This window comes from Mesorhizobium sp. B2-7-1 (assembly GCF_006440735.1).
In the GTDB taxonomy this organism is placed as follows: domain Bacteria; phylum Pseudomonadota; class Alphaproteobacteria; order Rhizobiales; family Rhizobiaceae; genus Mesorhizobium.
The window spans coordinates 1-24,533 of the sequence record NZ_VFUA01000056.1; the positions used below are offsets into that span (position 1 = coordinate 1).

Annotated in this window: 23 protein-coding genes; 4 read left to right on the top strand and 19 right to left on the bottom strand. The window is 63.9% G+C overall.

Features of this window, described 5'->3' with window-relative positions; translation table 11 throughout:
• Positions 1 to 82 precede the first annotated feature (82 nt).
• Positions 83 to 997: a DMT family transporter gene (locus tag FJ471_RS20320; protein ID WP_140806317.1), complete on the bottom strand. Its 915-nt coding sequence runs from the start codon at positions 995 to 997 to the stop codon at positions 83 to 85.
• 37 nt (positions 998 to 1,034) lie between these two features.
• The gene (locus FJ471_RS20325) at positions 1,035 to 1,931 is read right to left on the bottom strand and encodes a DMT family transporter (protein ID WP_140806324.1); all 897 of its coding nucleotides are present in this window, start codon (positions 1,929 to 1,931) and stop codon (positions 1,035 to 1,037) included.
• A gap of 165 nt (positions 1,932 to 2,096) precedes the next feature.
• Here FJ471_RS20325 and FJ471_RS20330 point away from each other — a divergent pair, with 165 nt between their 5' ends.
• Positions 2,097 to 3,074, top strand: coding sequence for a hypothetical protein (locus tag FJ471_RS20330; RefSeq protein ID WP_140806331.1), 978 nt, complete (start codon positions 2,097 to 2,099; stop codon positions 3,072 to 3,074).
• Positions 3,075 to 3,098: 24 nt separating this feature from the next.
• Here the strand turns inward: FJ471_RS20330 and FJ471_RS20335 are convergent, their stop codons facing one another.
• On the bottom strand, positions 3,099 to 4,601 hold the full coding sequence (locus FJ471_RS20335; protein WP_140806338.1) for a peptidase S10: 1,503 nt from the start codon (positions 4,599 to 4,601) through the stop codon (positions 3,099 to 3,101).
• A gap of 164 nt (positions 4,602 to 4,765) precedes the next feature.
• Between FJ471_RS20335 and FJ471_RS20340 the strand changes: the two genes are divergently transcribed.
• Entirely contained in the window at positions 4,766 to 5,521 is a 756-nt protein-coding gene (locus tag FJ471_RS20340; protein WP_140806346.1) for a LuxR family transcriptional regulator, read from the top strand.
• A 15-nt stretch (positions 5,522 to 5,536) separates the two neighbouring features.
• Here the strand turns inward: FJ471_RS20340 and FJ471_RS20345 are convergent, their stop codons facing one another.
• Together FJ471_RS20345 and aguA are read right to left on the bottom strand one after the other, a co-directional pair.
• Positions 5,537 to 6,637 (bottom strand): polyamine ABC transporter substrate-binding protein, encoded by a 1,101-nt coding sequence (locus FJ471_RS20345; RefSeq protein ID WP_140806353.1) that lies wholly within the window; start codon positions 6,635 to 6,637, stop codon positions 5,537 to 5,539.
• An 89-nt stretch (positions 6,638 to 6,726) separates the two neighbouring features.
• Entirely contained in the window at positions 6,727 to 7,833 is a 1,107-nt protein-coding gene (gene aguA / locus FJ471_RS20350; RefSeq protein WP_140806361.1) for an agmatine deiminase, read from the bottom strand.
• A 304-nt stretch (positions 7,834 to 8,137) separates the two neighbouring features.
• On the opposite strand from aguA, the gene FJ471_RS20355 reads away from it, so the two are divergent.
• Positions 8,138 to 8,644 carry an OsmC family protein gene (locus tag FJ471_RS20355; protein ID WP_140806369.1) on the top strand — a complete coding sequence of 169 codons (507 nt, stop codon included), beginning with the start codon at positions 8,138 to 8,140 and terminating at the stop codon, positions 8,642 to 8,644.
• Positions 8,645 to 8,944: 300 nt separating this feature from the next.
• Here the strand turns inward: FJ471_RS20355 and FJ471_RS20360 are convergent, their stop codons facing one another.
• The 13 genes from FJ471_RS20360 to rpsF form a co-directional block, all read right to left on the bottom strand.
• Positions 8,945 to 9,169, bottom strand: a complete 225-nt coding sequence (locus tag FJ471_RS20360; RefSeq protein ID WP_041008353.1) for a hypothetical protein — start codon at positions 9,167 to 9,169, stop codon at positions 8,945 to 8,947.
• A gap of 125 nt (positions 9,170 to 9,294) precedes the next feature.
• Positions 9,295 to 9,936 carry a hypothetical protein gene (locus FJ471_RS20365; protein WP_140806374.1) on the bottom strand — a complete coding sequence of 214 codons (642 nt, stop codon included), beginning with the start codon at positions 9,934 to 9,936 and terminating at the stop codon, positions 9,295 to 9,297.
• Between the two features lie 88 nt (positions 9,937 to 10,024).
• Entirely contained in the window at positions 10,025 to 10,768 is a 744-nt protein-coding gene (locus FJ471_RS20370; RefSeq protein WP_140806376.1) for an SDR family NAD(P)-dependent oxidoreductase, read from the bottom strand.
• 79 nt (positions 10,769 to 10,847) lie between these two features.
• A complete protein-coding gene (gene purF, locus FJ471_RS20375; protein ID WP_140806383.1) occupies positions 10,848 to 12,329 on the bottom strand; it encodes an amidophosphoribosyltransferase in 1,482 nt (493 codons plus the stop codon).
• Between the two features lie 113 nt (positions 12,330 to 12,442).
• Positions 12,443 to 13,120, bottom strand: a complete 678-nt coding sequence (locus tag FJ471_RS20380) for a CvpA family protein (protein WP_140806391.1) — start codon at positions 13,118 to 13,120, stop codon at positions 12,443 to 12,445.
• Between the two features lie 42 nt (positions 13,121 to 13,162).
• Complete coding sequence (gene radA / locus FJ471_RS20385; protein WP_140806398.1) at positions 13,163 to 14,566, bottom strand: DNA repair protein RadA; 1,404 nt, start codon at positions 14,564 to 14,566, stop codon at positions 13,163 to 13,165.
• 221 nt (positions 14,567 to 14,787) lie between these two features.
• Positions 14,788 to 16,278 carry a replicative DNA helicase gene (locus FJ471_RS20395; protein WP_140806411.1) on the bottom strand — a complete coding sequence of 497 codons (1,491 nt, stop codon included), beginning with the start codon at positions 16,276 to 16,278 and terminating at the stop codon, positions 14,788 to 14,790.
• Positions 16,279 to 16,735: 457 nt separating this feature from the next.
• Complete coding sequence (locus tag FJ471_RS20400) at positions 16,736 to 17,701, bottom strand: small ribosomal subunit Rsm22 family protein (protein WP_140806417.1); 966 nt, start codon at positions 17,699 to 17,701, stop codon at positions 16,736 to 16,738.
• 69 nt (positions 17,702 to 17,770) lie between these two features.
• Positions 17,771 to 18,091, bottom strand: coding sequence for a YnfA family protein (locus FJ471_RS20405; protein WP_140806423.1), 321 nt, complete (start codon positions 18,089 to 18,091; stop codon positions 17,771 to 17,773).
• Positions 18,092 to 18,158: 67 nt separating this feature from the next.
• Positions 18,159 to 19,445, bottom strand: coding sequence for a cyclopropane-fatty-acyl-phospholipid synthase family protein (locus tag FJ471_RS20410; RefSeq protein ID WP_140806429.1), 1,287 nt, complete (start codon positions 19,443 to 19,445; stop codon positions 18,159 to 18,161).
• A gap of 229 nt (positions 19,446 to 19,674) precedes the next feature.
• Positions 19,675 to 20,259, bottom strand: a complete 585-nt coding sequence (gene rplI, locus FJ471_RS20415; protein WP_140806436.1) for a 50S ribosomal protein L9 — start codon at positions 20,257 to 20,259, stop codon at positions 19,675 to 19,677.
• 212 nt (positions 20,260 to 20,471) lie between these two features.
• Positions 20,472 to 20,720, bottom strand: coding sequence for a 30S ribosomal protein S18 (gene rpsR / locus FJ471_RS20420; RefSeq protein ID WP_006203718.1), 249 nt, complete (start codon positions 20,718 to 20,720; stop codon positions 20,472 to 20,474).
• Positions 20,720 to 21,211 (bottom strand): 30S ribosomal protein S6, encoded by a 492-nt coding sequence (gene rpsF / locus FJ471_RS20425; protein WP_140806442.1) that lies wholly within the window; start codon positions 21,209 to 21,211, stop codon positions 20,720 to 20,722. The genes rpsR and rpsF overlap by 1 nt, the downstream gene beginning before the upstream one ends.
• Before the next feature lie 455 nt (positions 21,212 to 21,666).
• Between rpsF and FJ471_RS20430 the strand changes: the two genes are divergently transcribed.
• Positions 21,667 to 23,295, top strand: a complete 1,629-nt coding sequence (locus FJ471_RS20430) for a pilus assembly protein (protein ID WP_140806450.1) — start codon at positions 21,667 to 21,669, stop codon at positions 23,293 to 23,295.
• A 280-nt stretch (positions 23,296 to 23,575) separates the two neighbouring features.
• On the opposite strand, the gene FJ471_RS20435 is transcribed toward FJ471_RS20430, so the two are convergent.
• Positions 23,576 to 24,406, bottom strand: coding sequence for a hypothetical protein (locus FJ471_RS20435; protein ID WP_140806458.1), 831 nt, complete (start codon positions 24,404 to 24,406; stop codon positions 23,576 to 23,578).
• Between the last annotated feature and the right edge of the window lie 127 nt (positions 24,407 to 24,533).

Consider the following 24,533-nt stretch of genomic DNA (forward strand, 5'->3'; position numbering starts at 1 on the left):
GGGTGTGGGGGGACTTGGGGGGTGACCCGTCGAACTAACAATGCCCGACTCGAATGATGGTTCCGTGACTGGCAAAATATTTTTACGAACGCGCCGATTTCGCCTTCAACCAGTCGCGGCCGGCATGCGCGAAAACCGCGCAAAGCACGATGGCGCCGCCGATAATGCTGGCCGTCGGCGGGATTTCACCGAGAAACAGTAGGGCAAACAGGATGGCGAACGGCACTTCGGCCGAGCCGAGCAGTCCGGCCTCCGCCGACGGGATGAGCCGCGAACCTTCCGTCCACAGGATCGAGGCCAGCGCGAAAGAGCAGCCGAAAGTGGCAAGCAGCACCACGTCGCGGGCGGACACCGCGAGCGGATCGGTGACGAACCAGCCGAGCACGAAAAGCAGGAAGGCGGAGACTGCACCCGCCCACACGACCGGCGAGTCGCGAAAGGCGCGCACCATGATCATGTAGAGCGCGCTGCCGGCGGTCATCAGCAGCGCCAGCCCATCGCCGAACAGGTGCCCGTTGCCGAGGCCGGCGCCCACCATGATGGCGACGCCGCACAGCGACACCGCCGCCGCAACCATCGTCTGCAGCCGGAATTTTTCCCGCACCAGCACGAAGGCAAGCAGCGCCGCGATGAAGGGCGAGGTCGCGTAGATGACGGCGACATTGGCGACATAGGTGAATTTGAAGGCCGAGATGAAGGCGATGCTGGCCGCCGCCCCTTCGATCGCCAGCAGCCAGCCGCGCCAGCCGAGTTTCAGGCTTTCGCGCCCGCCCGAGCGCCGGCGGCGCCACAGCACGTAGAGGCTGATGAGGATCGAGCCGAAAAAGCCGCGCCAGCAGGTGATGGTCAGCGGATCGGCATGGATCGACTTGGTCAGCACGCCGGTGAGCGCGAAGGCGACCGCCGAGGCCGACACCAGGATGATGCCGAGCGTGCGCTCGGCCGCCACGTCGGCGGCAGGCGCAACCTTTTCGGGCAATTCGAGCGTATCCGTCATGGCGCCAGACTATTGGGTTGCTGCTGACAGCCTTCTGTCATGAGGCCTGCTCCCGTTTGCGGAAACGTTCGTTGCCGACGATGAGCAGGCCGGCGCCGATGATCAGCGTTGCGCCCATCAACACTTCCGTGCGTGGCAGATCTCCCCAGATGGCGTAGCCCAGCGCGAAGGCCCAGACCAGCGAGGTGTATTCGAACGGCGCGATAATCGACACCGGCGCGCGCTTCATGCCTTCGAACAGCACATATTGCGCCACCCCGCCAAGCGCCCCGACGCTGAGCAGCAACAACAGCTGCGCCCCGTCGGGCATGCGCCACCAGAGCAGCGCCGGCACGGCCGAGAAGAGCAGGAAATAGAAATTGTTGAGCGCGAGTTGGATCATGGTGCGCTCTTGCAGCGCCGTCTTGCGCAACAGCACGACGGCAATCCCCCAAAGCACGGCCGCGGCCAGCACCAGAAGCACCGGCGCCGAGAAGCCGAGCCGTGTCGGATCGCAGGCGATGAACACACCGACGAAGCCGATGAACACCGCCAGCCAGCGTAGCAGCGGCACCGTCTCGCCCAGGATCAGCACCGACAGCACGGTGACGATGATCGGCGCGGCGTAATAGATGGTGGTGAGCTCGGCGAGCTGCAGCGAGCGCGCGGCGTTGTAGTAGCAAAGCCAGGCGGCGAGCGTGAAGGCGCTGCGCACCAGCATCGGCTTGACGATCGGCGAGTCGATCGTGTCGGCGAACAGCCGCCTGCCGCCGATCGCGCCGCAGGCGACGAGCACCGTGATCGAGCGGACGAACATGATCTGCCAGACCGTCAGGCCGACCACCAACAGCTTGATCGAGGCATCCTGCGCCGAAAACAGGAAATAGGCGGCGGCCGTGAACAGGATGCCGGCCAGCACCCTTTCGCGGCTTTCAAGGACGACGACATCGGCCATGCGGTTTCAGCGGGTTTGCGTGAGGCGGCTCCGTCCAGCGGAGCCATGTCCGCAGCTATACGGGTGAAAACAGGCGCTGCGCTGCTCCAGCGCGACGCTTGCGTTGGCGCAGCCCACGAACAACACTCACCCCAATCAATCCATACCTCAGTGAGAATTGTGATTATGAACAAATCTATCGGATTTCGTGTTCGGCTTCGCGTGAGGATCGGAAAACCTCTAACAACCGATGAGATAAGCCGATCAGTTGAGCTCTCGGGGCGAGAAGTGACGGTTAGGTCTCAAAAAAAAGATCAGCCCTTGTCACAGGCGACGTGGATTGTTTTGTCTGCTAACGGGTTCGGAACAGAAGAGGAGGCGAAAAATTTTGGTGATCGACTCAGATTGCTCGTGGAGATAGCGGCCCTCAGTTCCCGTTTGGGTACAGATGTAGGATCAGATCGACCTACTTCTTGGCTGAATGAAGAATTTGCGCGATCCATGGGCTTGCTTCAGGCAGATGAGCGACTCGCACCAAACATTCATGGTCTTTTGATCTTACCTGACGACGATAAGATCCGCTTCCCAGCTGGAGAAATGAAGGCCCGGGTCACAGCGGATCCGGGTCATTTGCTGGGCGCGCTGGCAGAACTTGGCGAAACACTCCCGAAGGACATTACGGCAGTCATCCAAGGAGTGCGGGTGTTGAATCTCGCCCTAATGAACTCTCAGCCGCTCGCTCAAGTCGTTCTAGCCTTCTCGGCTGTTGAAGCTCTTGGCCAAGATGAGACCTGGACAAAGGCGCAAAAGGCTTTGCTCGAGGGCTTCGCCGAACAAGCGGAAAAAAATGCTAGCGAGAACGATCAAGGGAGCTTGGAGGTGGCCGAAGCGTTGCGTCGCAGCCTTCATCGAATTGGATTACGGCAAGGAGTCATGCGCGTTCTAACTCGAATGAGGTTAGATGAACTAAAAAAAGAATGGGACCGCCTATACAGTCTTCGCAGTGGGTTGTTTCATGGAACACTTGCAGTGGACGATAAGGTCAGTCAATTGGCCGTAGATGCTGTAACGCTCTGTGGCAGGGTGATTTTGAAGGTTTTGGAACAAGAAGGCGTCAAGGTACCGAAAGTTGCAAGCCTACATTTTGGCGCGTTTGATATCTAAGGCAGATCTGCAAATTGTCGGGAGCTATTGCGTCGCCTGGTAGAGCTCCGATGCCGCGTCCTTCAATGCACGCCGGCCGTCGGGCCGCAGATACATCATGTGGCCGCCTTCGACGACGTCGAGCTGGATCGGCTTGGCGTTGGCGAGCGAGGGGACCTGGTTCACCAGGTAGCGCGAGGCGAGATAAGGCGTGACGAGGTCGGTATAGCCGTTGACGATGACGACGCCGAGCGCAGGGTTGAGCGAGCGGGCGCGCTGCAGGTCGTTCATCACGCCGGCATAGCCCTGGCCCGAGGTGCCGTAATCCCAGTTGCGGCTGATCTCGCCATTGAGCAGCCGGTAGCTGACATCGGTGCGGTAGTTGAGCTCGTCGCGGGCATAGGCGACGAAAGCGGAGGTCAGCACCGGAACGCTGCGGTCGAGCACTGGGTCGGGGCCGGCGTCACGCGCGCTTTGCGGCGCGATGTCGGCGGTGCCGATGGTGGCGTCGTAGGGGCTGAGCACCTTGCCGGTGGCGCGCTGGAATTCCTTGGCGAAAAGCCCGGTGGGGACGCGGGCGAAATTGCGTTGGACAAGCTCGAGCGGCAGGCCAGTGATCTCCGACACGCGCGTGCTGGCGAGCTTGCCGCCTTGCTCCAGCCCGCTGTTCAGCGCCGTCAGGTAATCGCCGAGCGCGTAATGCTCGACCTCGGCCAGTCTGTCGCGCAATGCGTCGCCGCTGACGCCGTCGGCCTTGAGCCGCGTTGCCGCGAGCGAAGGCAACTCCAGCGCCCAGTGCAACTGGTCGAACTGGTCGGGGCGCACCAGCATGAATTCCAGCGCCGGCGAGATCAGCACGATGCCGCTCGGGCTCAGGCCCACATCCTCCTGCAGCGTGCGGGCAAGCAGTGCCGCGCGAAACCCGCCGTAGCTTTCGCCGGCGAGATAGAGCGGCGATCCGGTGCGGCCGTTCTGCGCCAGATAGAGGCGGATGAAGGCGCCGACCGAGCTGGCGTCGGCATCGACGCTCCAGAATTCCTTCGGCTCGTGCCCCGGCGCTTCGCGGCTGTAGCCCGTGCCGACCGGATCGACGAAGACGAGATCGCTCATGTCGAGCCAGCTGTCGGGATTGTCGATGAGCTTTTGCGGCGGCCGCCGGAATTCGCCGTCGGCGGCGGTCTCGACGATGCGCGGCCCGATCGCGCCGAGATGCAGGTAGGCCGACGCCGCGCCCGGTCCGCCGTTGAAGACGAAGGTGATCGGCCGGTCCTTCGCAGGCGCCGGCGACTGCTGCGTGTAGGCGACATAGAAGATCTCGGCGGTGACCTCGCCCTTGGCCGACAACAACGACAGTGTGCCGGCCTTGGCCTGGTAATCCAGCTTGCGCCCGCCAAGCGTGATCGAATGCTCGGTCACCTGCGGCGCCGGCAACAGCGACAGCACGCCGCCTTGGGGGGCGGGGCGTTCCGGCGTTTCGGCGAGCGCCGGCTGGGAAAAGGCGGCAAGCGCCAGGAGGATGAAGGGGACGAGTCTCAGCTTGGACCTCATGATGCCTCCGCAAGGGTTCCGCAATAGGTATGGCCTGGGCCTGCGAAGTCAAAGCAACTATTCGGCCTCGCGATCCGTCACGGTGCCTGAGCCAGCCATACCGGTCCGCCTTGCCGCCATTCGCCAGGTTGAACTTGCGGCGGCATGCGCTACGCTAGGCGCGAATGCTCTCGAATTTTTCCCTCGACCGATTTGCAAGCTGGAGCGGCGGCGTCGCCGCCGCGGCCGGCGCCGCGACGCCCGAGGAATTGTCGGCTCGCTTCACCACGGCGGCGGGGGTGCTGCTCGGCTCCGATCGCGTCTATGTCGGCTTCTATCGCCGTGACATCACCTCCCTGACGATCGACGACGCCGGCCCCGATCGCTGGAACCGCGACTACGACGCCCGCGTCTACCGGCTGGATCCCTTCTTCCAGCGGTTCGCCAGCAGCCGGCAGGATTTCCTGTTGCCGTTATCGGCTCTCCGCAGGGGCGATTTTCAGCGCTCGCCCTATTATCGCGAATTCTATGGCCCCTCCGACAGCTTCGACGAGATAACCGGCGTGTTCAATCTCGACCGGCTGACCGCTGGTTATGTCACCTTTCTCCGACGCAACGGCGCGCCGCCCTTTGGCGAGCAGGACCTGGCGCTCGCCGGCGCCGCGGGCGGCGCAACGAAGCTGGTTCTGGAAAGATTGTTTCACTTGTGCCGGCTCCGGGACAAGGGCCGGGCAGTCGAGGCCGCGCGGTCCCTGCTCAGCGCGCGCGAGAGCGAGATCGCGCGGCACCTGATCGACGGCGGCAACGCCAAGACCATCGCGCGGAGCCTTTCCATTTCGCCGGGCACGGCCCGCAACCACATCAAGCAGGTCTACCGCAAGCTCGGCGTGCACTCCCAGGTGGAGTTGCTGGCCGCCGTTCGCGAGGCCGCACGCAACTGATGTTGCGCGCCAGCCCTACTGCCCCGTCACCACGCGCGTCCACATACGATTTTGGGACCGCAGCAGCTTCGCGTCGCTGTTGCTGACCACGAACAGCTTGGCCTTCACGTCGTCGGGAGGAAAGACGCCGGGGTCGCCGGCGACCGCCTTGTCCATCAGCGGCAGCGAATCCGGTATCGCGTTGGCGTAGGAGACATAGCTGGAGTTGGCCGCGGCGATGTCGGGCCGCAGGTTGAAGTTGATCCAGGCCATGGCGTTGTTAGGGTGCGGCGCATCTTTCGGCACCGCCATAGTGTCGAAGTTGATGAGCGTGCCTTCCTTCGGAATCAAATAGGCGATCTCCAGCTTCTTGGCGGATTCGGCGGCACGCGTTCTTGCCTGAAGGATATCGCCCGACCAGCCAAGCACGACGCAGATGTCGCCGTTCGCCAGGTCGTTGATGTATTTCGACGAATGGAAATAGCGAATGTAGGGACGCACCTTGCCCATCAATTCCTCGACCTTGGCGAGGTCGTCGGGACTGGTCGACCGCGGGTCGATATGCAGATAGTTGAGCGCCATCGGGATGACTTCGGCCGGGGCGTCGATCATCGCCACGCCGCAATCGGAGAGCTTCTTGACGACGTCGACGTCGAAGACCATGGCGAAGGAATTCGTCGGCGCGTCCGGCAGCCGTTGCTTGACCGCGGCGACGTTGTAGCCGATGCCGTCGGTGACGGCCATATAAGGCACGGCATGCTTGTTTTGCGGGTCCGCGCCCGCGATCAGCGAAAGAGCGTGCGGATCGATCTTCGTGTGGTTTGCGAGCTTGGACGTGTCGAGCTCAAGGAAAGCTCCCGCCTTCACCTGGTTCTTCAGGAACGGATAGGCCGAAGGATAGACCACGTCATATCCGGAGCCGCCGGTGAGCAGCTTTGTCTCGAGCACCTCGTTGCCGTCATAGACATCGTAGCGAACCTTGATACCCGTCTCCTTCTCGAACTTCTCGGCGGTGTCCGGCGCGATGTAGTCCGACCAGTTGTAGACGTTGACGACTTTTTCGTCGTCCGCCGAAGCCGTGCTGGCGATGCCGCAGGCGAGCCCGGCAAGCAGCGTTGACAGGATCAGGGCGCGCATGAATCTCCTCCTTTTCGCCTAGGCTGGCACCGATTGATTGCTCAGCCCTCAGTTCTGTTTCGCAGCCGGTAGCCGGCGTTCGCCTTCGCTCAACATCGTTGTGGGGCATAGACCGGCAAGGTGATGCAGGCGACATTGCCGCCACCCAGCAAAATCTCGCGGGAGTTCTCGATGCCGACTATTCTATGGTCGGGAAACAGCTCGGCCAGCTTTGCCTTTGCTTTCACGTCGAGGCCGGAGCCGAACTCAGGCACGACCACGACGCTGTTGCCTGGATAGTAGTTGATGTAGCTCGCCGCGATCCGGTTGCCGGCCGGTCGCGCCCAAGTCGAATCGAGCCGGTCCAGGCTCTCGCTTTCTTCCGGCGTCATCTCGATCGGCATGGGATGAGGCAGGCGATGCACCTCGAGGGCACGGCCACGCGCGTCGCGGGCCGAGCGCAGCACTTCCTCGGCTTCCCGTACGATCTCATATTGCGGATCGTCGCGATCGTCGGTCCAGCTCAACACCACCACGCCGGGGCGCACGAAACAGCAGACATCGTCGACATGGCCGTCCGTCTCGTCGAAGGCAAAGCCGCGCGGTAGCCAGATGATGGTGTCGACGCCGAGATAGTCGCCCAGTTGCCGTTCCACCTCGGCCTTGCCGAGATGGGCGTTGCGATTTCGATTGAGCACGCATTGCTCCGTCGTGATGAGCGTGCCCTGGCCGTCGCATTGCAGGCCTCCGCCCTCGGCGATCAGCGGCGCGCGATAACGATCCATCCCCTCGATTTCGAGCACCTTTTGCGCCGCCAGGTCGTCCAGGTCCCATGGCGCGTAGAGCCCGCCATCGAAACCGCCATAGGCGTTGAAGGTCCAATCGACGCCGCGCACGGAGCCTTGATCGTTGACGACGAAATTCGGGCCGCTGTCGCGCAGCCAGGAATCGTTGGCGGACATCTCCACCACGCGCACATGCTCGGGCAGGCGGGCCCTGGCGTTCTGCCACTGCCGGCTCGATGCCGCCACCGTCACCGGCTCGCTTTGCGCGATCGCCGCGGCGACATTGGCAAACAGCTTCTGCGCCGGCTTGGCGCCGAGGCGCCAGGTGTCCGGCCGCTCCGGCCAAATCAGCCAACACCCCGATTTGGGCTCGAACTCGCCGGGCGCGCGAAATCCGTCCTGTTTCGGCTTCGTCGAAAGGGTACGTGGCATGTGGGGCACCGGAAAATGGCAGACGACACTCGTCCGGATCAGACTTTTCGGGGGATCGTCCGTCAATGTCCCATTTGGGATACCCGGATGCCGGCTGGAGCAAGTCCAGGAGAGGGATGGCAGGTACTTTCCCGGCTTGCCACGAACCAAGGAAGCAGGGCCGCTCGCCCTTCCTTTCGACGGTGAGGACCTGGGGCGGAGCGGCGGCAGGGATAAATGCATTGCCTTGCCGATCGATCGGGGCAAATCTCGATCCGACGGCGAATGGCGATGCAGCAACAAGTCGACGAAAAGGACCCGCAAAATGGACTCCACAGCACTCAAGGCCATGCAGGCCCCGCTCAAGGAAGCCTATCGCGACGATGCTGCCAGGGCGCTGATCACGCTCAAGGCGCGCGGTACGCTCGACGACCAGTCGATCGCCTGCAAGGTGGAGACGGGCAGGGCGCTTGCGGTTGCCGGGCTTCATCCCGCAACCGGCGGCTCGGGTCTCGAGCTCTGCTCGGGCGACATGCTGTTGGAGGCGCTGGTCGCCTGCGCCGGCGTGACGCTGAAGGCGGTGGCGACGGCGCTGGAGTTCAAGCTCGGCAACGCCACCGTCGAGGCGGAGGGCGACCTCGATTTTCGCGGCACGCTCGGCGTCGCCAAGGACGCGCCGGTCGGTTTTCGCGAGATAAGGCTGAAGTTCGACCTCGACACCGACGAGCCGCAGGAGCGCATCGATTCGCTCATGAAGCTCACCGAACGCTATTGCGTGGTGTTCCAGACGATCAACAACAAGCCGGCGTTGACGGTGAGCGCGGGGCGCTGAGGCTGCCAATCTCCCCCTCAAGGGCCCTTGTGGGGGAGATGCCCGGTAGGGCAGAGGGGACGCTGTCCCGCCGACGTCAGGCACCTGGCTCTACGGCGCGGCCCATGCCTTCGTCATACTCGGGCATGACCCGAGTATCCATGCCTTGACGCGCAGCGGTGCAGAATTCTGTAACCGCAGCAACGCCTTAGCGTAACGGCATGGATTCTAGGGTCTGCGCGCATCGCTTCGCTCCTTGCTCCGCCTAGGATGACGAAGCAGAAGGTCGCGCCGTTCAAGGGAGGAGAGATCTGCCCCCCGCTATTGCGCGGACGGCGTCTCCGCATCGCCTTCATCGGTGAAGGGTGAGGCGCTCGGCACGCATTGCACGGCCCAGCCCTGCGGCGTTGGCTGCTTCTGGTATTCGGTTATGGCGTTGGTGCACTGTTCGCGGGTGTCGAAGGTGCTCGGCAGCACCACCATGCCGCCTTGCGGTCCGGCGATCACAAGATACCAGACCAACGCTACGCTGGGGGTGGCAGCCATGGGTATTCCTCACTTTGCTCGAATGTCGGAGTCAGACCGATCCTAGCAACTCCCTCGGCACGGCGAAAGCAGGGCAGCGGCACACGCTTCCACCGCCCTGGTCACAGACCCGTGAACGACCGCGCCTACTCGGCCGCGAAGCAGTAGAACAGGCCGTCGCCGCCGGTGCCTTTGAGCGCCTCCTGGCTGCAGCCGCCGCGCGAGGCATGCGAGGAATTCCACGACTTCGCCGCCGCCGAGTCGTCGAGCCCGGTGCGGTCGTGATGGCCCATCATGGCAACACCCTCGGCGCCGCTCATCGTCCAGTCGCCGCAGGTCTGGTCGGCGATCCTGGTGCCGTCGGGCTTGGAGCCGGTCAGCATGTCGTGCCGGTTCGGCGTGTCGCCGCGGCCGTTGATCGTCTCGCCCTTTTCGGTCAGCGCCGTCTTTTTGCTGATGCCGTTGGCGTCGCTGTGCAGCGAGGCGACATCGTCGGCGATCTTCTCGCCCTTGGCGTTGAACCACGGACCCTTGCCGATCCGGTCGCGCACGTCCTCGGTGCTGCTCGACAGGTAGGCATGCCAGGTCTTGCCGGTGACGCCGGCCGCTTCCGCCAGCGACGCGCAGTGGGCATCGGCGCCTTTCAGGCCGCCGAGATCGGCGCCCTTGCCGGAGCCGACGCTGGTCACGAAGAAGCTCATGGTCTTGTCTTGCGAGAGGGCCACGCCGGCTGTGGCCGCGAGTGCCGCGGCAATGACGGTGGCGGCAAGGAGAGTGGGTCTACGCATGTCGATCCTCCGGTTTTCGAATGTTCTACATTCGAAGAACGTTGCCGGAGGGCTATTTCATCCGTCTTCAGTTCTACTTTCAGCAGGCCTATTCCGGCTGCCGGTAGGCGACGAAGCGGTTGTGCTTGGCCCGGAAGATCAGGCCCGTCTCCTTCAACTCCGGGCTTGCCAAAGGCACGATACGTTTGGCGATCTCGGACGGATGCGGCAGCGTCTCCGGATCCTCGCCGGGCATCGCCTGCGCGCGCATCGCCGTGCGGGTAGCGCCTGGGTCGGCGGCATTGACCCGGAGCGCCAGGCTCTCGGTCTCATGCGCCCAGGAACGCATCATCGTCTCGACCGCCGCCTTGGAAGCCGCATAGGGCGCCCAGAAGGCGCGCGCCGAATGGGCCGCGCTGGACGACAGGATGATGGCGCGGCCGGCGTCTGAGAGCCTCAGCAGCGGGTCGACCGAGCGGATCAGCCGCCAGGTCGACGTGACGTTGACGGTCATCACCTTGTCGAAGGTCTTGGCCTCGACATGGCCGATCGGCGAGATGACGCCGAGCACACCGGCATTGGCAACCAGGATATCGAGCTTGCCCCAGCGTTCATGGATCGCGCCGCCCAGCCGGTCGATGCCGGGCATGTCGGTCAGGTCGAGCGGCACCAGGGTCGCCTGGCCGCGGCCATCGGCCTTGATCTGGTCGTCAAGCTCCTCCAGCCCGCCCACCGTGCGGGCGACCGCGATCACATGCGCGCCGGCCGCCGCCAGTTCCCTGGCGATGAAATAGCCGATGCCGCGCGAGGCGCCGGTTACGACCGCCACGCGGCCGGAAAGGTCGAGGGTCATGCGAGAATGTCCGTGAGCTAAAGCAATTCCAGGAAAAGTGTTCTACGGTTTTCCGTCCGGAATTGCGTCAAAACAAATATTACGACCCGCTCGACGCCAGCAGCGACAGCGTGCGCACATTGTCGTGGCCTTCGAAGTCGAGCAGGCGGGTGGGGTATTGTCCGGTGAAGCAGGCGTCGCAGAATTGCGGCTGGTCATCGTCGCGGCGCGCCTCGCCGACGGCGCGGTAGAGCCCGTCGATCGACAGAAAACCGAGCGAATCGACACGGATGAACTCCGCCATTTCCTCGACCGACATGCGCGATGCGAGCAGCTTCGACTTCTCCGGTGTGTCGACGCCGTAGAAGCAGGATGCGCTGGTCGGCGGCGAGGCGATGCGCATGTGCACTTCCTTCGCGCCGGCGTCGCGCACCATCTGCACGATCTTCTGGCTGGTGGTGCCGCGCACGATCGAATCGTCGACCAGCACCACGCGCTTGCCCTCGATCATGCGGCGGTTGGCGTTGTGCTTCAGCTTGACGCCCATGTGGCGGATCGAGTCGCCCGGTTGAATGAAGGTGCGCCCGACATAGTGGTTGCGGATGATGCCGAGCTCGAAGGGAATGCCGGCGGCCTGGGAAAAGCCGATCGCGGCCGGCGTGCCGGAATCCGGCACCGGCACGACGATGTCGGCCTCGACCGGGTTTTCCTGCGCCAGCTCGGCGCCGATGCGCTTGCGCACCTCGTAGACATTGCGGCCTTCGACCGAGGAATCCGGCCGCGCGAAATAGACATATTCGAAGATGCAAAAGCGCGTCTTCTGCGGCTCGAACGGAAAGATGCTCTCGATGCCCTTCGAGGTGACCACCACCATCTCGCCGGGCTTGATGTCGCGCACGAAGCGGGCGCCGATGATGTCGAGCGCGCAGGTCTCGGAAGCGAGGATCCAGGCGCCATCGAGGTCGCCCAGCACCAGCGGCCGGATGCCAAGCGGGTCGCGGCAGCCGATCATCTTCTTGGCTGTCATCGCAACCAGCGAGAAAGCGCCCTCGACCTGGCGCACCGCGTCGATGAAGCGCGAATTCAAATCGCGCTCCTTGCTGGTAGCGACAAGGTGCAGCAGGGTTTCGGTGTCAGACGTCGAAGAGAAGATAGAGCCCTGCTTCTGCAACGCGCGCTGCACGGTGAGCGCGTTGGTGAGGTTGCCGTTATGGGCGACCGCAAGCCCGCCCTCGGCAAGCTCGGCGAAGAAGGGCTGGATGTTGCGCACGCCGGCGCCGCCTGTCGTGGCGTAGCGCGTATGGCCGATGGCGCGATTGCCCTGCAGGCTGTCGATGACGCGCTTCTTGGTGAAGGTGTCGCCGATCAGGCCGACATGGCGTTCGACATGGAACTGTGTTCCATCATAGGAGACAATGCCGGCCGCTTCCTGGCCGCGATGCTGAAGGGCGTGCAGGCCGAGTGTGACGATGGCCGCCGCGTCCAGCCGGCCGAAGATGCCGAACACACCGCATTCGTCATGGAAATGGTCGTCGGCCTCGGCGGAAGGGACATTGCCTGCATCTGCCGTTGAGTCTGCCATCTGGTGCTCAAGCTCCGCTAAAGCTGCCATATAGGGCGATCTCTCGCGGAACGCAACGCGCACCGCCGGGCATTCACAAATAGCAGGGGCAAGCCGCGCCGGCTTGCCCGCAATCAGTTTGCCGGCGCTGGAGCGGGAGCCGGGGCAGGCGCCGGAGCCGACTCGTTGTCGGCTGGGGCGTCGCCCTCGCTGTCGTCGGGCGCCGGCGCGCTGTCGTCGCCGGTGGCCGGCGGTTCGGCCGCGGGCTGGTCGGTCGTCGCCGGCGCGCCGGCCTGCGGCGTGCCCTTATGCGTGTATTTGTTGACCAGCTCTTCCGTGTTCTCGGGCAGCACGCTTTCGAGCTTGGCGCCGATCGTCTCCAGCAACGGCCGCGACTTGGCGTTGGCGATCCAGGCCGGCGCCTTGGCGCCGGCCAGCCAGTTGAAGAACAAAAGCGCCACCGCGACCACCAGGATGCCGCGTGCCGCGCCATAGAGGAAGCCGAGCGTGCGGTCGAGCGCGCCGATGCGCGAATCGATGATCCAGTCGGCGAGCTTCATGGTGATGACGGAGACGACGATCAGCGCGATCAGAAAGACGACGCCGGCGGAAGCCGCCATCGCGATCTTGTCGTTGTCGACATAGGGCTGAACATAGGGCAGGACCGGCTTGTAGAAGAAGAACGCCGCCGCCGCCGCCGCCGCCCAGGAAACCACAGACAGCACTTCGCGGGAGAAGCCGCGCACCATGGCGAGCATTGCTGAGACCAGGGTGAAGCCGACGAGGATTCCGTCAAGCAGCGTAATCGGCATGGTTCTCGCCCCACTTCCTGTCTTACGGCCCGACGAGCCGTATCACTCCTCGTCGTCGGCACGGCCGCGCCGTGAGCCGGCTATGCGCGCCACAAGGTCGGCAAGCTCGGTGGGTTGGAAAGCGCCGGCCCCGATCCCCCCGGCAAGTTCCTCGCTGCCGAGCGGCAGCACCGCGCTTCCAAAACCCAGCTTTTCGGCTTCCTTGAGGCGCTGCTGCGCATGCGCAACCGGCCTCACGGCGCCCGATAGGCTGATTTCGCCGAAATAGACGCAATCGGCGGGAAGGGCAAGACCGGTGAGCGACGAAACCAGTGCGGCGGCGACCGCGAGATCGGCCGCCGGCTCGCTGATACGGTAGCCGCCGGCGACATTGAGATAGACGTCGTGTTGGCCGAAGCGCACGCCGCAATGCGCTTCCAGCACCGCGAGCACCATCGACAGCCGCGCGCCGTCCCAGCCGACCACGGCGCGGCGCGGCGTGCCGAGCGAGGAGGGCGCGACCAGCGCCTGGATCTCGACCAGCACCGGCCTTGTGCCTTCCATGCCCGCGAAAACCGCGGCGCCCGGCGATTTCGCGTGACGTTCGCCGAGGAAAAGCTCGGATGGATTGGAGACCTCGCGCAGGCCCTTATCCGACATTTCGAACACACCGATCTCGTCGGTCGGCCCAAAACGGTTCTTCACCGTGCGCAGGATGCGGAAGTGGTGGTTGCCTTCGCCTTCGAAATAGAGCACGCCGTCGACCATGTGCTCGACGACGCGAGGGCCCGCGATCTGGCCTTCCTTGGTGACGTGGCCGACGAGAACGATCGCAGCGCCTGTGGATTTCGCATAGCGGATCATCGCCTGGGCGGCGGCGCGCACTTGGGTGACGGTGCCCGGGGCCGAATCGGCAAGGTCGGTCCACAGCGTCTGGATCGAATCGAGGATGACCAGATCCGGCCGCTTGCCGTCGGCGATGGTGGCGAGGATGTCTTCGACATTGGTTTCGGCGGCAAGCTCGACCGGCGTCGAGGCGACGCCGAGGCGCTGGGCTCTCAGCCTGATCTGCGCGACCGCTTCCTCGCCCGAGACATAGACGATGCGATGGCCTTTCGAAGCGAGCGCTGCGGCGGCCTGCGTCAGCAGCGTCGACTTGCCGATGCCGGGATCGCCGCCGACCAGCAGGGCCGAGCCGCGCACAAAGCCCCCGCCGGTGGCGCGGTCGAGCTCGCCGATGCCTGACACGATGCGCGGCGCGTCCTCGATGTCGCCCGACAGGCTGGTCAGCACCACGGCGCGGCCCTTGCGGGCGTTGCGTGTGTTCGCCGGCCCCGAGCCGATGCCGCCGGACGTGCCTTCCTCGACCAGCGTGTTCCACTCGCCGCAGGCATCGCATTTGCCGGCCCAGCGCTGATGCACCGAGCCGCAATTCTGGCAGATGAACTGAACGCGCGATTTGGCCATTAGGCGCGGCCCGACATTGGATAGGCTGGCGGGACGGCGCCCCCCTCTGTCTTACCGGACATCTCCCCCTCAAGGGGGGAGATCGGCAGTTTCGCCGACGGCGCCCATCTTGCAACGTCGGTGATTGGCGAAAGCCGACGCGACATCCAATCTCCCCCCTTGAGGGGGAGATGTCCGGCAGGACAGAGAGGGGGGCGAAGGAATGAGGCCTTTCTCAAGAGTTACTCAAACCTCTCCGGCAGATGATGCTCTTCCGCCAGATCCGAAAACCGCGTGAACTCGCCGTGGAAGGCGAGGCTGACGGTGCCGGTCGGTCCGTGGCGCTGCTTGGCCACGATGCACTCGGCCTTGCCGCGTGCCTCGTTCATCTCGTTTTCCCACTTGACGTATTCCTCGGTGCCGAGCTTCGGCTCGCGGTTCTTGAGGTAATATTCCTCGCGATAGACGAACAGCACCACGTCGGCGTCCTGCTCGATGGAGCCGGATTCACGCAGGTCCGAGAGCTGCGGGCGCTTGTCGTCGCGGCTTTCGACCTGACGCGACAGCTGCGACAGCGCGATGATCGGCACGCCGAGCTCCTTGGCCAGCGCTTTGAGGCCCGTGGTGATCTCGGTGATTTCCTGCACGCGGTTCTGCGAGGCCTTGGCGCTCGAGCCCTGCATCAGCTGGATATAGTCGATGACGATGAGGTCGAGGCCGCGCTGGCGCTTCAGCCGCCGCGCGCGGGCGGAGAGCTGCGCGATCGAGATACCGCCGGTCTGGTCGATGAACAGCGGGATCTTCTGCATCGTCTGCGAGCAGGCGACGAGTTTTTCGAAATCCATCTCGGTGATCTCGCCGCGGCGGATCTTCGATGACGAGATCTCGGTCTGCTCGGAGATGATGCGGGTGGCGAGCTGCTCCGACGACATTTCGAGCGAGAAGAAGCCGACGACGCCGCCATTGGCGGCTTTGAAGCTGCCATCGGCCTGCTGCGCCGGAACGTAAGCCTCGGCAATGTTGAAGGCGATGTTGGTCGCCAGGGACGTCTTGCCCATGCCCGGGCGTCCGGCGAGCACGATCAGGTCGGAAGGCTGCAGGCCGCCCATGCGGCGGTCGAGATCGCGCAGGCCGGTGGCGATGCCGGACAGATGGCCGTCGCGCATATAGGCGGCGTTGGCCATGTCGACGGCGGTCTTGACCGCATCGTTGAAGCTTTCGAAGCCGCCATCATAGCGGCCGGTTTCGGCGAGTTCGAACAGCCGCCGCTCGGCGTCCTCGATCTGGTCGGACGGCGACATGTCGACCGGCGCGTCATAGGCGATGTTGACCATGTCCTCGCCGACGGTGATCAGCGCGCGGCGCGTCGCGAGGTCGTAGATGGCGCGGCCATAGTCGGTGGCGTTGACGACGGTGACGGCTTCGACGGCAAGCCGAACGACATATTGCGCCACCGTCATGTCGCCGACCTTCTCGTCGGCCGGCAGGAAGGTCTTCAGCGTGATCGGCGTCGCGATCTTGCCCATGCGGATGAGCTCGGCCGCGACCTCGAAGATCCGGCGGTGCAGCGGCTCATGGAAATGCGCGGGCTTGAGGAAATCCGAGACACGATAGAAGGCGTCGTTGTTGACGAGGATGGCGCCCAGCAGCGCCTGCTCGGCCTCGATGTTGTTCGGTGCCTCGCGATAAAGCGGCGTCTCCGCCGCGCCGAATTTCAGTGCCGCCTCTGCCATGATATCCCCGATTTCGATCCCGCTTTCCTCGATACCAGAACGGGAAGATTCGGTGCTGACCTTTCTGCAACACTCCTCGGTCCAACCGGCTTGATGCCCAATGTTCACAGGATCGGCAAACCATCCACAGGACAGTATTCCGGTGGCCCGATTCCGTTTGACTCGGCAAGAGGCGATTCTTAGCTGCAGATATAGAACGAAGCAAGAACAATCTAGCGATTGATTGCCGTCGGGGATTTGTCCGGAACGGATCTATCGCACATGTTCGCGCAGAGTAGCGCGGACGTTCGAGATTGGCCGAAATGCTCGTGACATCGTCATCCACGGGTCTGCGCGCCGCTTCACGTCGCTCCGCCCGTGGATGACGAAGTTCAGTCGCTTCGGCTAATCTCCAACGCCGCGATTCTACTAGCGCCTTGACTATGGGTCATCTCTCCGCGTGATCGGCCTACGTGCCTCAGCCCACCACATCACCCCAGTCCGCCCGTCGCGCCGCCTTGAAGACATCACCGTCGCGCTTGCTGAACAGCTGCTCGCCGGCGCTGCCGTCCGGCCGGCAGAGTTTCAGCACCACCTTGCCGGAGCCACCCTTCGGCGGCGCGATCACCCGTGCGGCGCGCGCTGGCGCCGGTTGCCGGGAGGCGGCGAGGTAGATGAACTTCTCGTCTTCCCACGGCACCTCGGCTTCCTTGACGAGACGGTGCAGGCGCGAACGGGCGACGCGGCGTGCGAAGTGGCACCAGTCGGGCGGCGTGAGCGGGCAGGGCGCCGCGTGCGGGCACGGCGCCAGCAGGTGCGCTCCCGCCTCGATCAGTTGTTGCCGTGCCGCGAGGATGCGCCGCCAGCCGGCGGGCGTGCCGGGCTCGACGAGGATGAGCGTGTCGGCCGTGAGCCGCCAGAGGCGATCGATGAGCTTCGGCAGCGATGCGGGTGCGACCTCATCGAGCACATAGGCGATGCTGACGAGGTCGGCGGGCTTGAGGCCGTCGAGATCGATGGTCGCGTCGCCGCCGATCCAGTCCGTGCGGGCCGCGATCGCGCCTTCCGCGAGCGACTGGCCGACCTTGCGCACGGCCGCGCTTGCCTCGACCAGCACCGCGCGTTCGAGCTCGGGCCAGGCATTTGTCGTGGCCCAAAGCATGGTGCCAGGTCCGGCGCCGACATCGAGCAGGCTCGTCGGCCGGAAGTCAGGCCGGGCCTCGCTCAACGCCTCGAGGCTGGCGCGCACGGCGGCATAGGTGGCGGGCAGCCGCGTCGCCAGATAGGCCTTGACCGCCATCTCCTCGCCCATATGCAGGCGGCCGTCGCGCAGCTCGGCGCGGTAGCGCTCCGAGAGCGTCCGCGCCGCCTGTTTCAGCGCCGGCAACGGCACCTTCTCCAGAAAGCTGTCGACCCCTTGCCGGAGCGCGGCGGGCAGTTCCATTTCAGGCTCCCTTGGAATCAAAAAGATAGAGCATGATGTTGTCCGAAAACCGCCTCACACTTTTCGGCATCATGCTCTCGGCGCAAGCAGGATGACGGAGGCACCGACGATGCAGAGCGCCGCCCCCGCCAAGTCCCAGCGGTCGGGGCGCGCGCCTTCGACCAGCCATAGCCAGCCGAGCGAGGCGGCGATGTAGATGCCGCCATAGGCGGCGTAGGCGCGGCCCGCCGCGTCGGTGTCGACCAGCGACAAAAGGAAGGCGAACAGCGCCAGCGAGAAGAGGCCAGGGATGAGCCAGAGCGGCGACTTCTCCAGCCGCCACCACGCCCAGAACGAAAAGCAGCCGGCGATTTCGGCCAGCGCTGCCGCGGTGTAGATGAGATAGGTCATGAAAAAGGTCTCGCGAACGAGACCTTTTTCGTGGCGTCAGCCCGCAATGGCAAGCGGCAATGCGCGCCTACTCCACCTTCTTGCGGCGGATCGGCTTGGCGGGGGCAGGCGCGGCCGGCTCCTTGTGCCCGATATCGCGCAGCTCCAGCGCCTTCTCGCATTTGGCCATGTAGTCGCGCGTCATCGGCAGCGTGTCGTTCTTCTTGGCGATCTGGAACTGGAAGATCACCAGGTCCTGCCAGCGGAAGGCGGCCTCGGAGGCGGCGAGATAGAACTCCCACATCCTGCAGAAATGCTCGTCATAGATCGCCTTCGCCTTGTCGCGATTGGCGGCGAAGCGCTCGCCCCAATGCTTGAGCGTGTCGGCGTAGTGCAGCCGCAGGATCTCGATGTCGGTGACGACGAGGCCGGATTTCTCGATCGCCGGCATTACTTCGGAAAGCGCCGGGATATAGCCGCCGGGGAAGATGTATTTGCGGATGAAGGCGCTGGTCGCCCACGGCACGCCGGAGCGGCCGATGAAGTGAAGCAGCATCACGCCGTCGGGTTTCATAAGCGTCGCGGCCTTGTCGAAGAAGGTGCGGTAATGGTTGACGCCGACATGCTCGAACATGCCGACCGAGACGATACGGTCGAAGCGCTCATTGATGTGGCGGTAATCCTTGAGATCGAAATGCACGCGGTCCTGCAACCCTTGCGCATGCGCGCGGTCGGTGGAGACGCCGTGCTGCTCGGTCGACAGCGTCACGCCCTGCACGTCGACGTCGAAGGCCTTGGCGAGGTAGAGGCCCAGCCCACCCCAGCCGGAGCCGATGTCGAGCACCGTCTGGCCGGCCTTGAGCCGAAGCTTGGCGGCGATGTGGCGCTTCTTGGCAAGCTGCGCTTCGTCCAGCGTCATGTCCGGCTGCTCGAAATAGGCGCAGGAATACTGCATGTCCTCGTCGAGGAAGAGCTTGTAGAGCTCGCCGGAAAGATCGTAGTGCCGCTCGACGTTGCGGCGCGAGCGCGAAGCGGTGTTGATCTGCTGCAGCCGGCGGAAGGCGTGGCGCAGGCCCTCGATCGCCTTCGACCAGGTCACGTCGATGCCGCTCGAGCCCATGTTCTGGAAGGCGATGCGCATCAGGCCGAGAACGCCGCCCTCGAGCACGTCGAGCTCGCCGTCCATGTAGGCTTCAGGCACCGCCAGCATCGGGTCGAAGGTGATGGCGCGCTCGGCATGCGTGGTCTTGATATGGATATGCACCGGCTCGCCGCTGCCTTCGCCGAACTTGTGCGTCGTGCCCTTCGGGCCGGTCACCTTGAGGTCGCCGACCCGTACCAGGCGTTCGAGAACGTGTTTCAACAGGATATTCATGACCAAATGTCCCCTCAGTCGGATCACCCGGTAATCGGACTGGAATGCCAGATCGAAATGCCACTGCGCGTCGCCCGCGTCCAATCGACGCGCCACGCTGTAATGTGCACAAGATATAGGGTGTCGAAAAGTTCCTTTTGGCACAAAAAAGCCCGGGTCGGAGACCCGGGCGTTGGTCCAGAAATCCTGGACGCCTGCAAGCCGAAGCGATGCTTCGGCGATAGGCAGGTCAGGCGTTCTCTTCGCCGCCTTCGAACTCGGCGTTCGGGTCGAAGAAATTTTCCGGCCGGGCATTGTCGTTGATGTCGTCGCCGTAGATGGCTTCGGCGGTGGTCAGCGTCTCGCCCTTGGCCTGGCGCTCCGCCTCGTCGGCCGAACGGGCGATGTTGAGCGTCACGGTGACCTGGACCTCCGGATGCAGCGCGATCGCCACGTTGGAGAGGCCGATGGCCTTGATCGGCTGGTTGAGCTCGATCTGGTTGCGGTTGACGGTGAAGCCTTCGGCGGTGAGCAGATCGGCGATGTCGCGGGTCGACACCGAGCCGTAGAGCTGACCGGTCTCGCCGGCCGAGCGCACCACGATGAAGCTCTTGCCGTCGAGCTTCTCGGCGACCTGCGTGGCTTCCGACTTACGCTCGAGGTTGCGGGCTTCGAGCTGGGCGCGCTGGCCCTCGAACTTCTTCTTGTTGGCTTCGTTGGCGCGCAGCGCCTTGCCCTGCGGGAGCAGGAAATTGCGGGCGAACCCGTCCTTGACCTTGACGGTCTCGCCCATCTGGCCGAGGCGGGAAATGCGCTCGAGGAGAATGACTTCCATGATTTCGTTCCTTCGTCGGTGCCGTCGATCAGTCGATCGACATTGGATGAATTGGAACAGGTCAGGAAGCAAAAGGCGTCGCCGCCGGTGTCGCTGTCCTGCCTGTCTGGCAGTTAGAGGCTTTGGCCTCAACTCGGGCTTTGCAGTTCGAACCGGTCGTGCCCATCACGGCCGGAGGAATGAGCAGGCGGCGAGCCGCCTGCTCGAGGTTTTTAGCGGACCACGTAGGGCAGCAGGCCGAGGAAGCGGGCGCGCTTGATCGCCTTGGCGAGCTCGCGCTGCTTTTTCTGGCTGACGGCGGTGATGCGCGAAGGCACGATCTTGCCGCGCTCGGAAATGTAGCGCTGCAGCAGACGCACGTCCTTGTAGTCGATCTTGGGCGCGTTGGCGCCGGAGAACGGGCAGGTCTTGCGGCGGCGATGGAACGGGCGCCGGGTCGGGATCTGGTTGATGTCGACCATTATTCTGCACCCCCTTCAAAGCCTTCGCGCGGACGGCGCGGGCCACGATCGCCACCGCCATCGCGGTCGCCACCGAAGCTGCGCGGCGGACGGTCGCCGCGGTCGCGGTCGCCGAAGGAACGCGGGCCACGGTCGCGGTCGCCGAAGCCGCCGCGCTCGGAGCGCTCTTCGCGCTTCTGCATCATCGCCGAAACGCCTTCCTCATGCGCCTCGACCTTGATGGTGAGGAAGCGAAGGACGTCTTCCGACAGGCCCATCTGGCGCTCCATCTCGTTGAGCGCGGCCGGTGGACAGGTGATGTCCATCAGCGTGTAGTAAGCCTTCCGGTTCTTCTTGACCCGGTAGGTGAGGGACTTCAGTCCCCAGTTCTCGATCCGGCCGATCGAGCCGCCATTCGCCGTGATGACGCCCTTGTACTGTTCGACAAGCGCGTCAACCTGCTGCTGCGACAGGTCCTGCCGGGCAAGAAACACATGTTCGTAAAGAGCCATTATGTTAGTGCCTTTCTTCGTTTCTCTGTCCGGCCCTCGCGGCTAAGCCTCTGCAACTTGTCTGACCCGACGGAACGGGGAAGAAAGGAGCAACCACGAGACGGTCGAGAGCGGAGACACGGGAGACCGAAGCGCTTCTGGCTTCATGCGTGGCTTCCGAAAAAACCACGGCCCTCCGTTCAGCCCCCAGCAAGGACCGGCAGATTGCGCGGGTCTATATAGCAATTCGCCAGGAAGGCAAGGCCGGGAAGGGGTCAGCGTGACTGCAGAGTGTCGCAGGTTCCAGAAAAACGCCAACGGAGCCGGTACGCGATTTTATCGATTTTGCAGTAATCGGGTTTTAACCACCACATAAGGTTGTATGCGGTTGTAACCGCCCGTTTATCATGAAAGGCGCATGAGAGGCACGCGGGCCGCAAGGCGGCAGGAAAATCGAGCAATTCCGGGGGTAGGGAATGCTTCTCAGGCAGTTTTGGCGCTCTCGGAGCGGCAATTTCTCGTTGATGCTGGCGTTGGGCGTGCCGGCCATGTTGGGGGCGGTGGCGTTTGCCACCGATGTCTCCACCCTGATGCGGGCAAAAAGCAGTCTGCAGAACGCGCTGGACGCGGCTAATCTCGCCTCCTCGCATCTCGGCGATGCCGAGACGACGCGCGTTGGAGCCTTCAACAGCTATTTCCAGGCCAATGTCGCCGGCCACGGCGAGCTCTCGAACGCCAAGGCCACGCTGACCGTCGACAGGGGCGTCAACTTCGTCAAGACCAGGGCCACCGCCTCGGCAGACGTCAATCTCAACTTCGCGTTCCTGTTTGGCGCCGAAAAGCATATCAGCGTCGATGCTTCGGCGGTCGAATCCAACAACCAGCTCGAAGTGGTGCTGGTGCTCGACAACACCGGTTCGATGGCCGGCGCGCGCATCAGCGCGCTGCGGACGGCGACCAAGTCGCTGCTCGACTATCTCGAGGCGGTCAAGTCGCCGACGCGCCAGGTGCGCGCAGCACTTGTGCCCTTCGTCACCGCCGTCAACGTCAACGGCCCCGAATTCGACCCGTCCTGGATCGACATGGACGGCAAATCGCCCGACAACGGCATCAATTTCCCGATCGTTGACGGCAAGCGGCCGAACCATATGGCGCTGTTCAAGCAGCTCGGCCAGCAAGGCGGCTGGAACAATACGGGCTGGAAGGGCTGCGTCGAAGCGCGGCCCGGCGCCTTGAACATCGCCGACTCGCCGCCGGATCCGTCGAAGCCGGAAACGCTGTTCGTGCCATATTTTGCGCCGGACGACCCTGACGTCGCCAAGAAGCCGTCGGCCTCCTACGGCAACTCGTCCACCGGCTACAACAATTCCTATCTCAATGACAGCATCGACAAGACCAAGCTGAACCAGAACATACTGGGCATCGACCTGAGCGGGCTGCTGACGGGCGTGCTCAACGCGCTGCTCAACGCGGATTTGACGACGATCGCGAAATATGTCGCCTCGACCGGCAAGGAAATCACCGAGACCGGAAATCCGATTACCATCGGTCCGAATCGTTCCTGCCCGACGCCGATCGTGCCGCTGTCCACCGATTTCAACCAGCTGCGCACCGCCGCCGCAAAGATGAGCGAATGGAACGGCTCCGGCACCAACGTCTCGGAAGGGCTCGCCTGGGGCATGCGGGTGCTGTCGCCGCAGCCGCCCTACACCGACGCCTCGCCTTACAAGACGGCCGGCGTCACCAAGGTGGTGATGCTTTTGACCGACGGCGAGAACGTCGTCTACGGCGCCTCCAACACGCCGCAGAAATCGGACTACACATCCTATGGCTACCTCGCCAGCGGCCGTTTCGGTTCGAGCAACCAGACGACGGCGGCGCGCAACGTCGACGGCTGGACCAAGGACGTCTGCACGCAGTTGAAGAACCAGGGCGTGCAGATCTACACCATGGTGCTGCAGGCCGACACGGCGGCCAATCGTTCGCTCTACAGCGCCTGCGCTTCCGATCCGAGCGACTATTACGCCGTCGAGGATCCGGCCAAGCTCCCCAACGTGTTCCAGACCATCGCCAACAAGTTCTCCAGGCTGCAGCTCACCAACTGACGAGGGTCGGCGCCGCGGCATGGGAACGATCTGACGGAATGGAACCGCACGTCCGTTGCCGATGCACGATGCGAGGAGTGTCTGGTTTGCGCTCCTCGTGGAGCAAATTCCGCCGCAGGCCCGTCATTTCTCCCGCAACAGGCCCTTTGTGCTGCTGGGGTAGGGGCCACCTGCTTATCAACCCAGGTGGCCCAAGCCCGAACGGCGGCTTGACGTGGTTTCTATCCGAAGCGCTCAGGGCCGGGAAGCTGCCCGGGGGCGATGGAACGTGGGGGAAGGTCTATTGCGAGACCGTGAACCCACACTGCTTCTGTTCCATCTCGATCTGCTTCGTAATGCGGATGGCGTTCTGTGCGTAGGCTTCGGTCACGGAACCGCTGTTCACGGTCTTGTCTTTCAGCGGGCTCACGGCTGCGCAGAGGTGGAAAACATGCGGCTCCGCGGATTTTTTGGCGCCGTCCTCCGGCGCGATCCAGTAGACGACATCCTGGCCGGCCGGGTGTTGCGCGTCCTTCGTAGCGGCAGTCACCGAGGCCGAGTCCGTGGCGATCTCCTGCGCCTGGGCGGCGACGTCGGGCGAACAGGCTGTGGTCGGCTGCCCCGCCTTGATCTGGGTCGCGCAAGCATTCATGTCCTGGGTATATTGCTCGACCGACGGAGGTTGGTAGCTGACGCCGACCAGCGTCGCGAGCACGGCCAGCACGGCGCCAAGGCCGCCGGCAACCTTCTTGGTCTGCGGATCCATGTTCTTGTCGGTCAAGATCAGGAAAACCAGCGGGAGGAAGGCAATCAGCGTGATGATCGCGCCGAGCTGGTTTTGGAAGAAGAACCTGGCCGTGTCGGATGCGCGGGCCGGATCGTGCCTATTGGCCGCCTTCCACAGCAAGTTGCCGGCGATTGCGAAGACCGCGATTCCGACCAGAAAGCCGATCAGCAGCGGCATGTTCCCGTGGTCGAACTTGTGCTGGTAGAACAGGTAGATCCCGGCGATCTCGCCGCCAATGGCGACGATCCAGCAGAGCGCCGCGAAAAGGCGCAGCCGCGTCGCGGAAGACTTCTGGCCCTGCGTCGCTTGCCAATCCTTGGTAACGTCTGGCCTGTTGTCGCTCATGACCGAATCCCCGATATCGACACTTTTGCGAGCGCGGCGGCATGTCAAAAGGCCAACCCGTTCGGCGCAGCGTCATTGAACCAACGTCTTCATCGACTGCCCTGGCGACGCGGCTAAAATGCGAGCG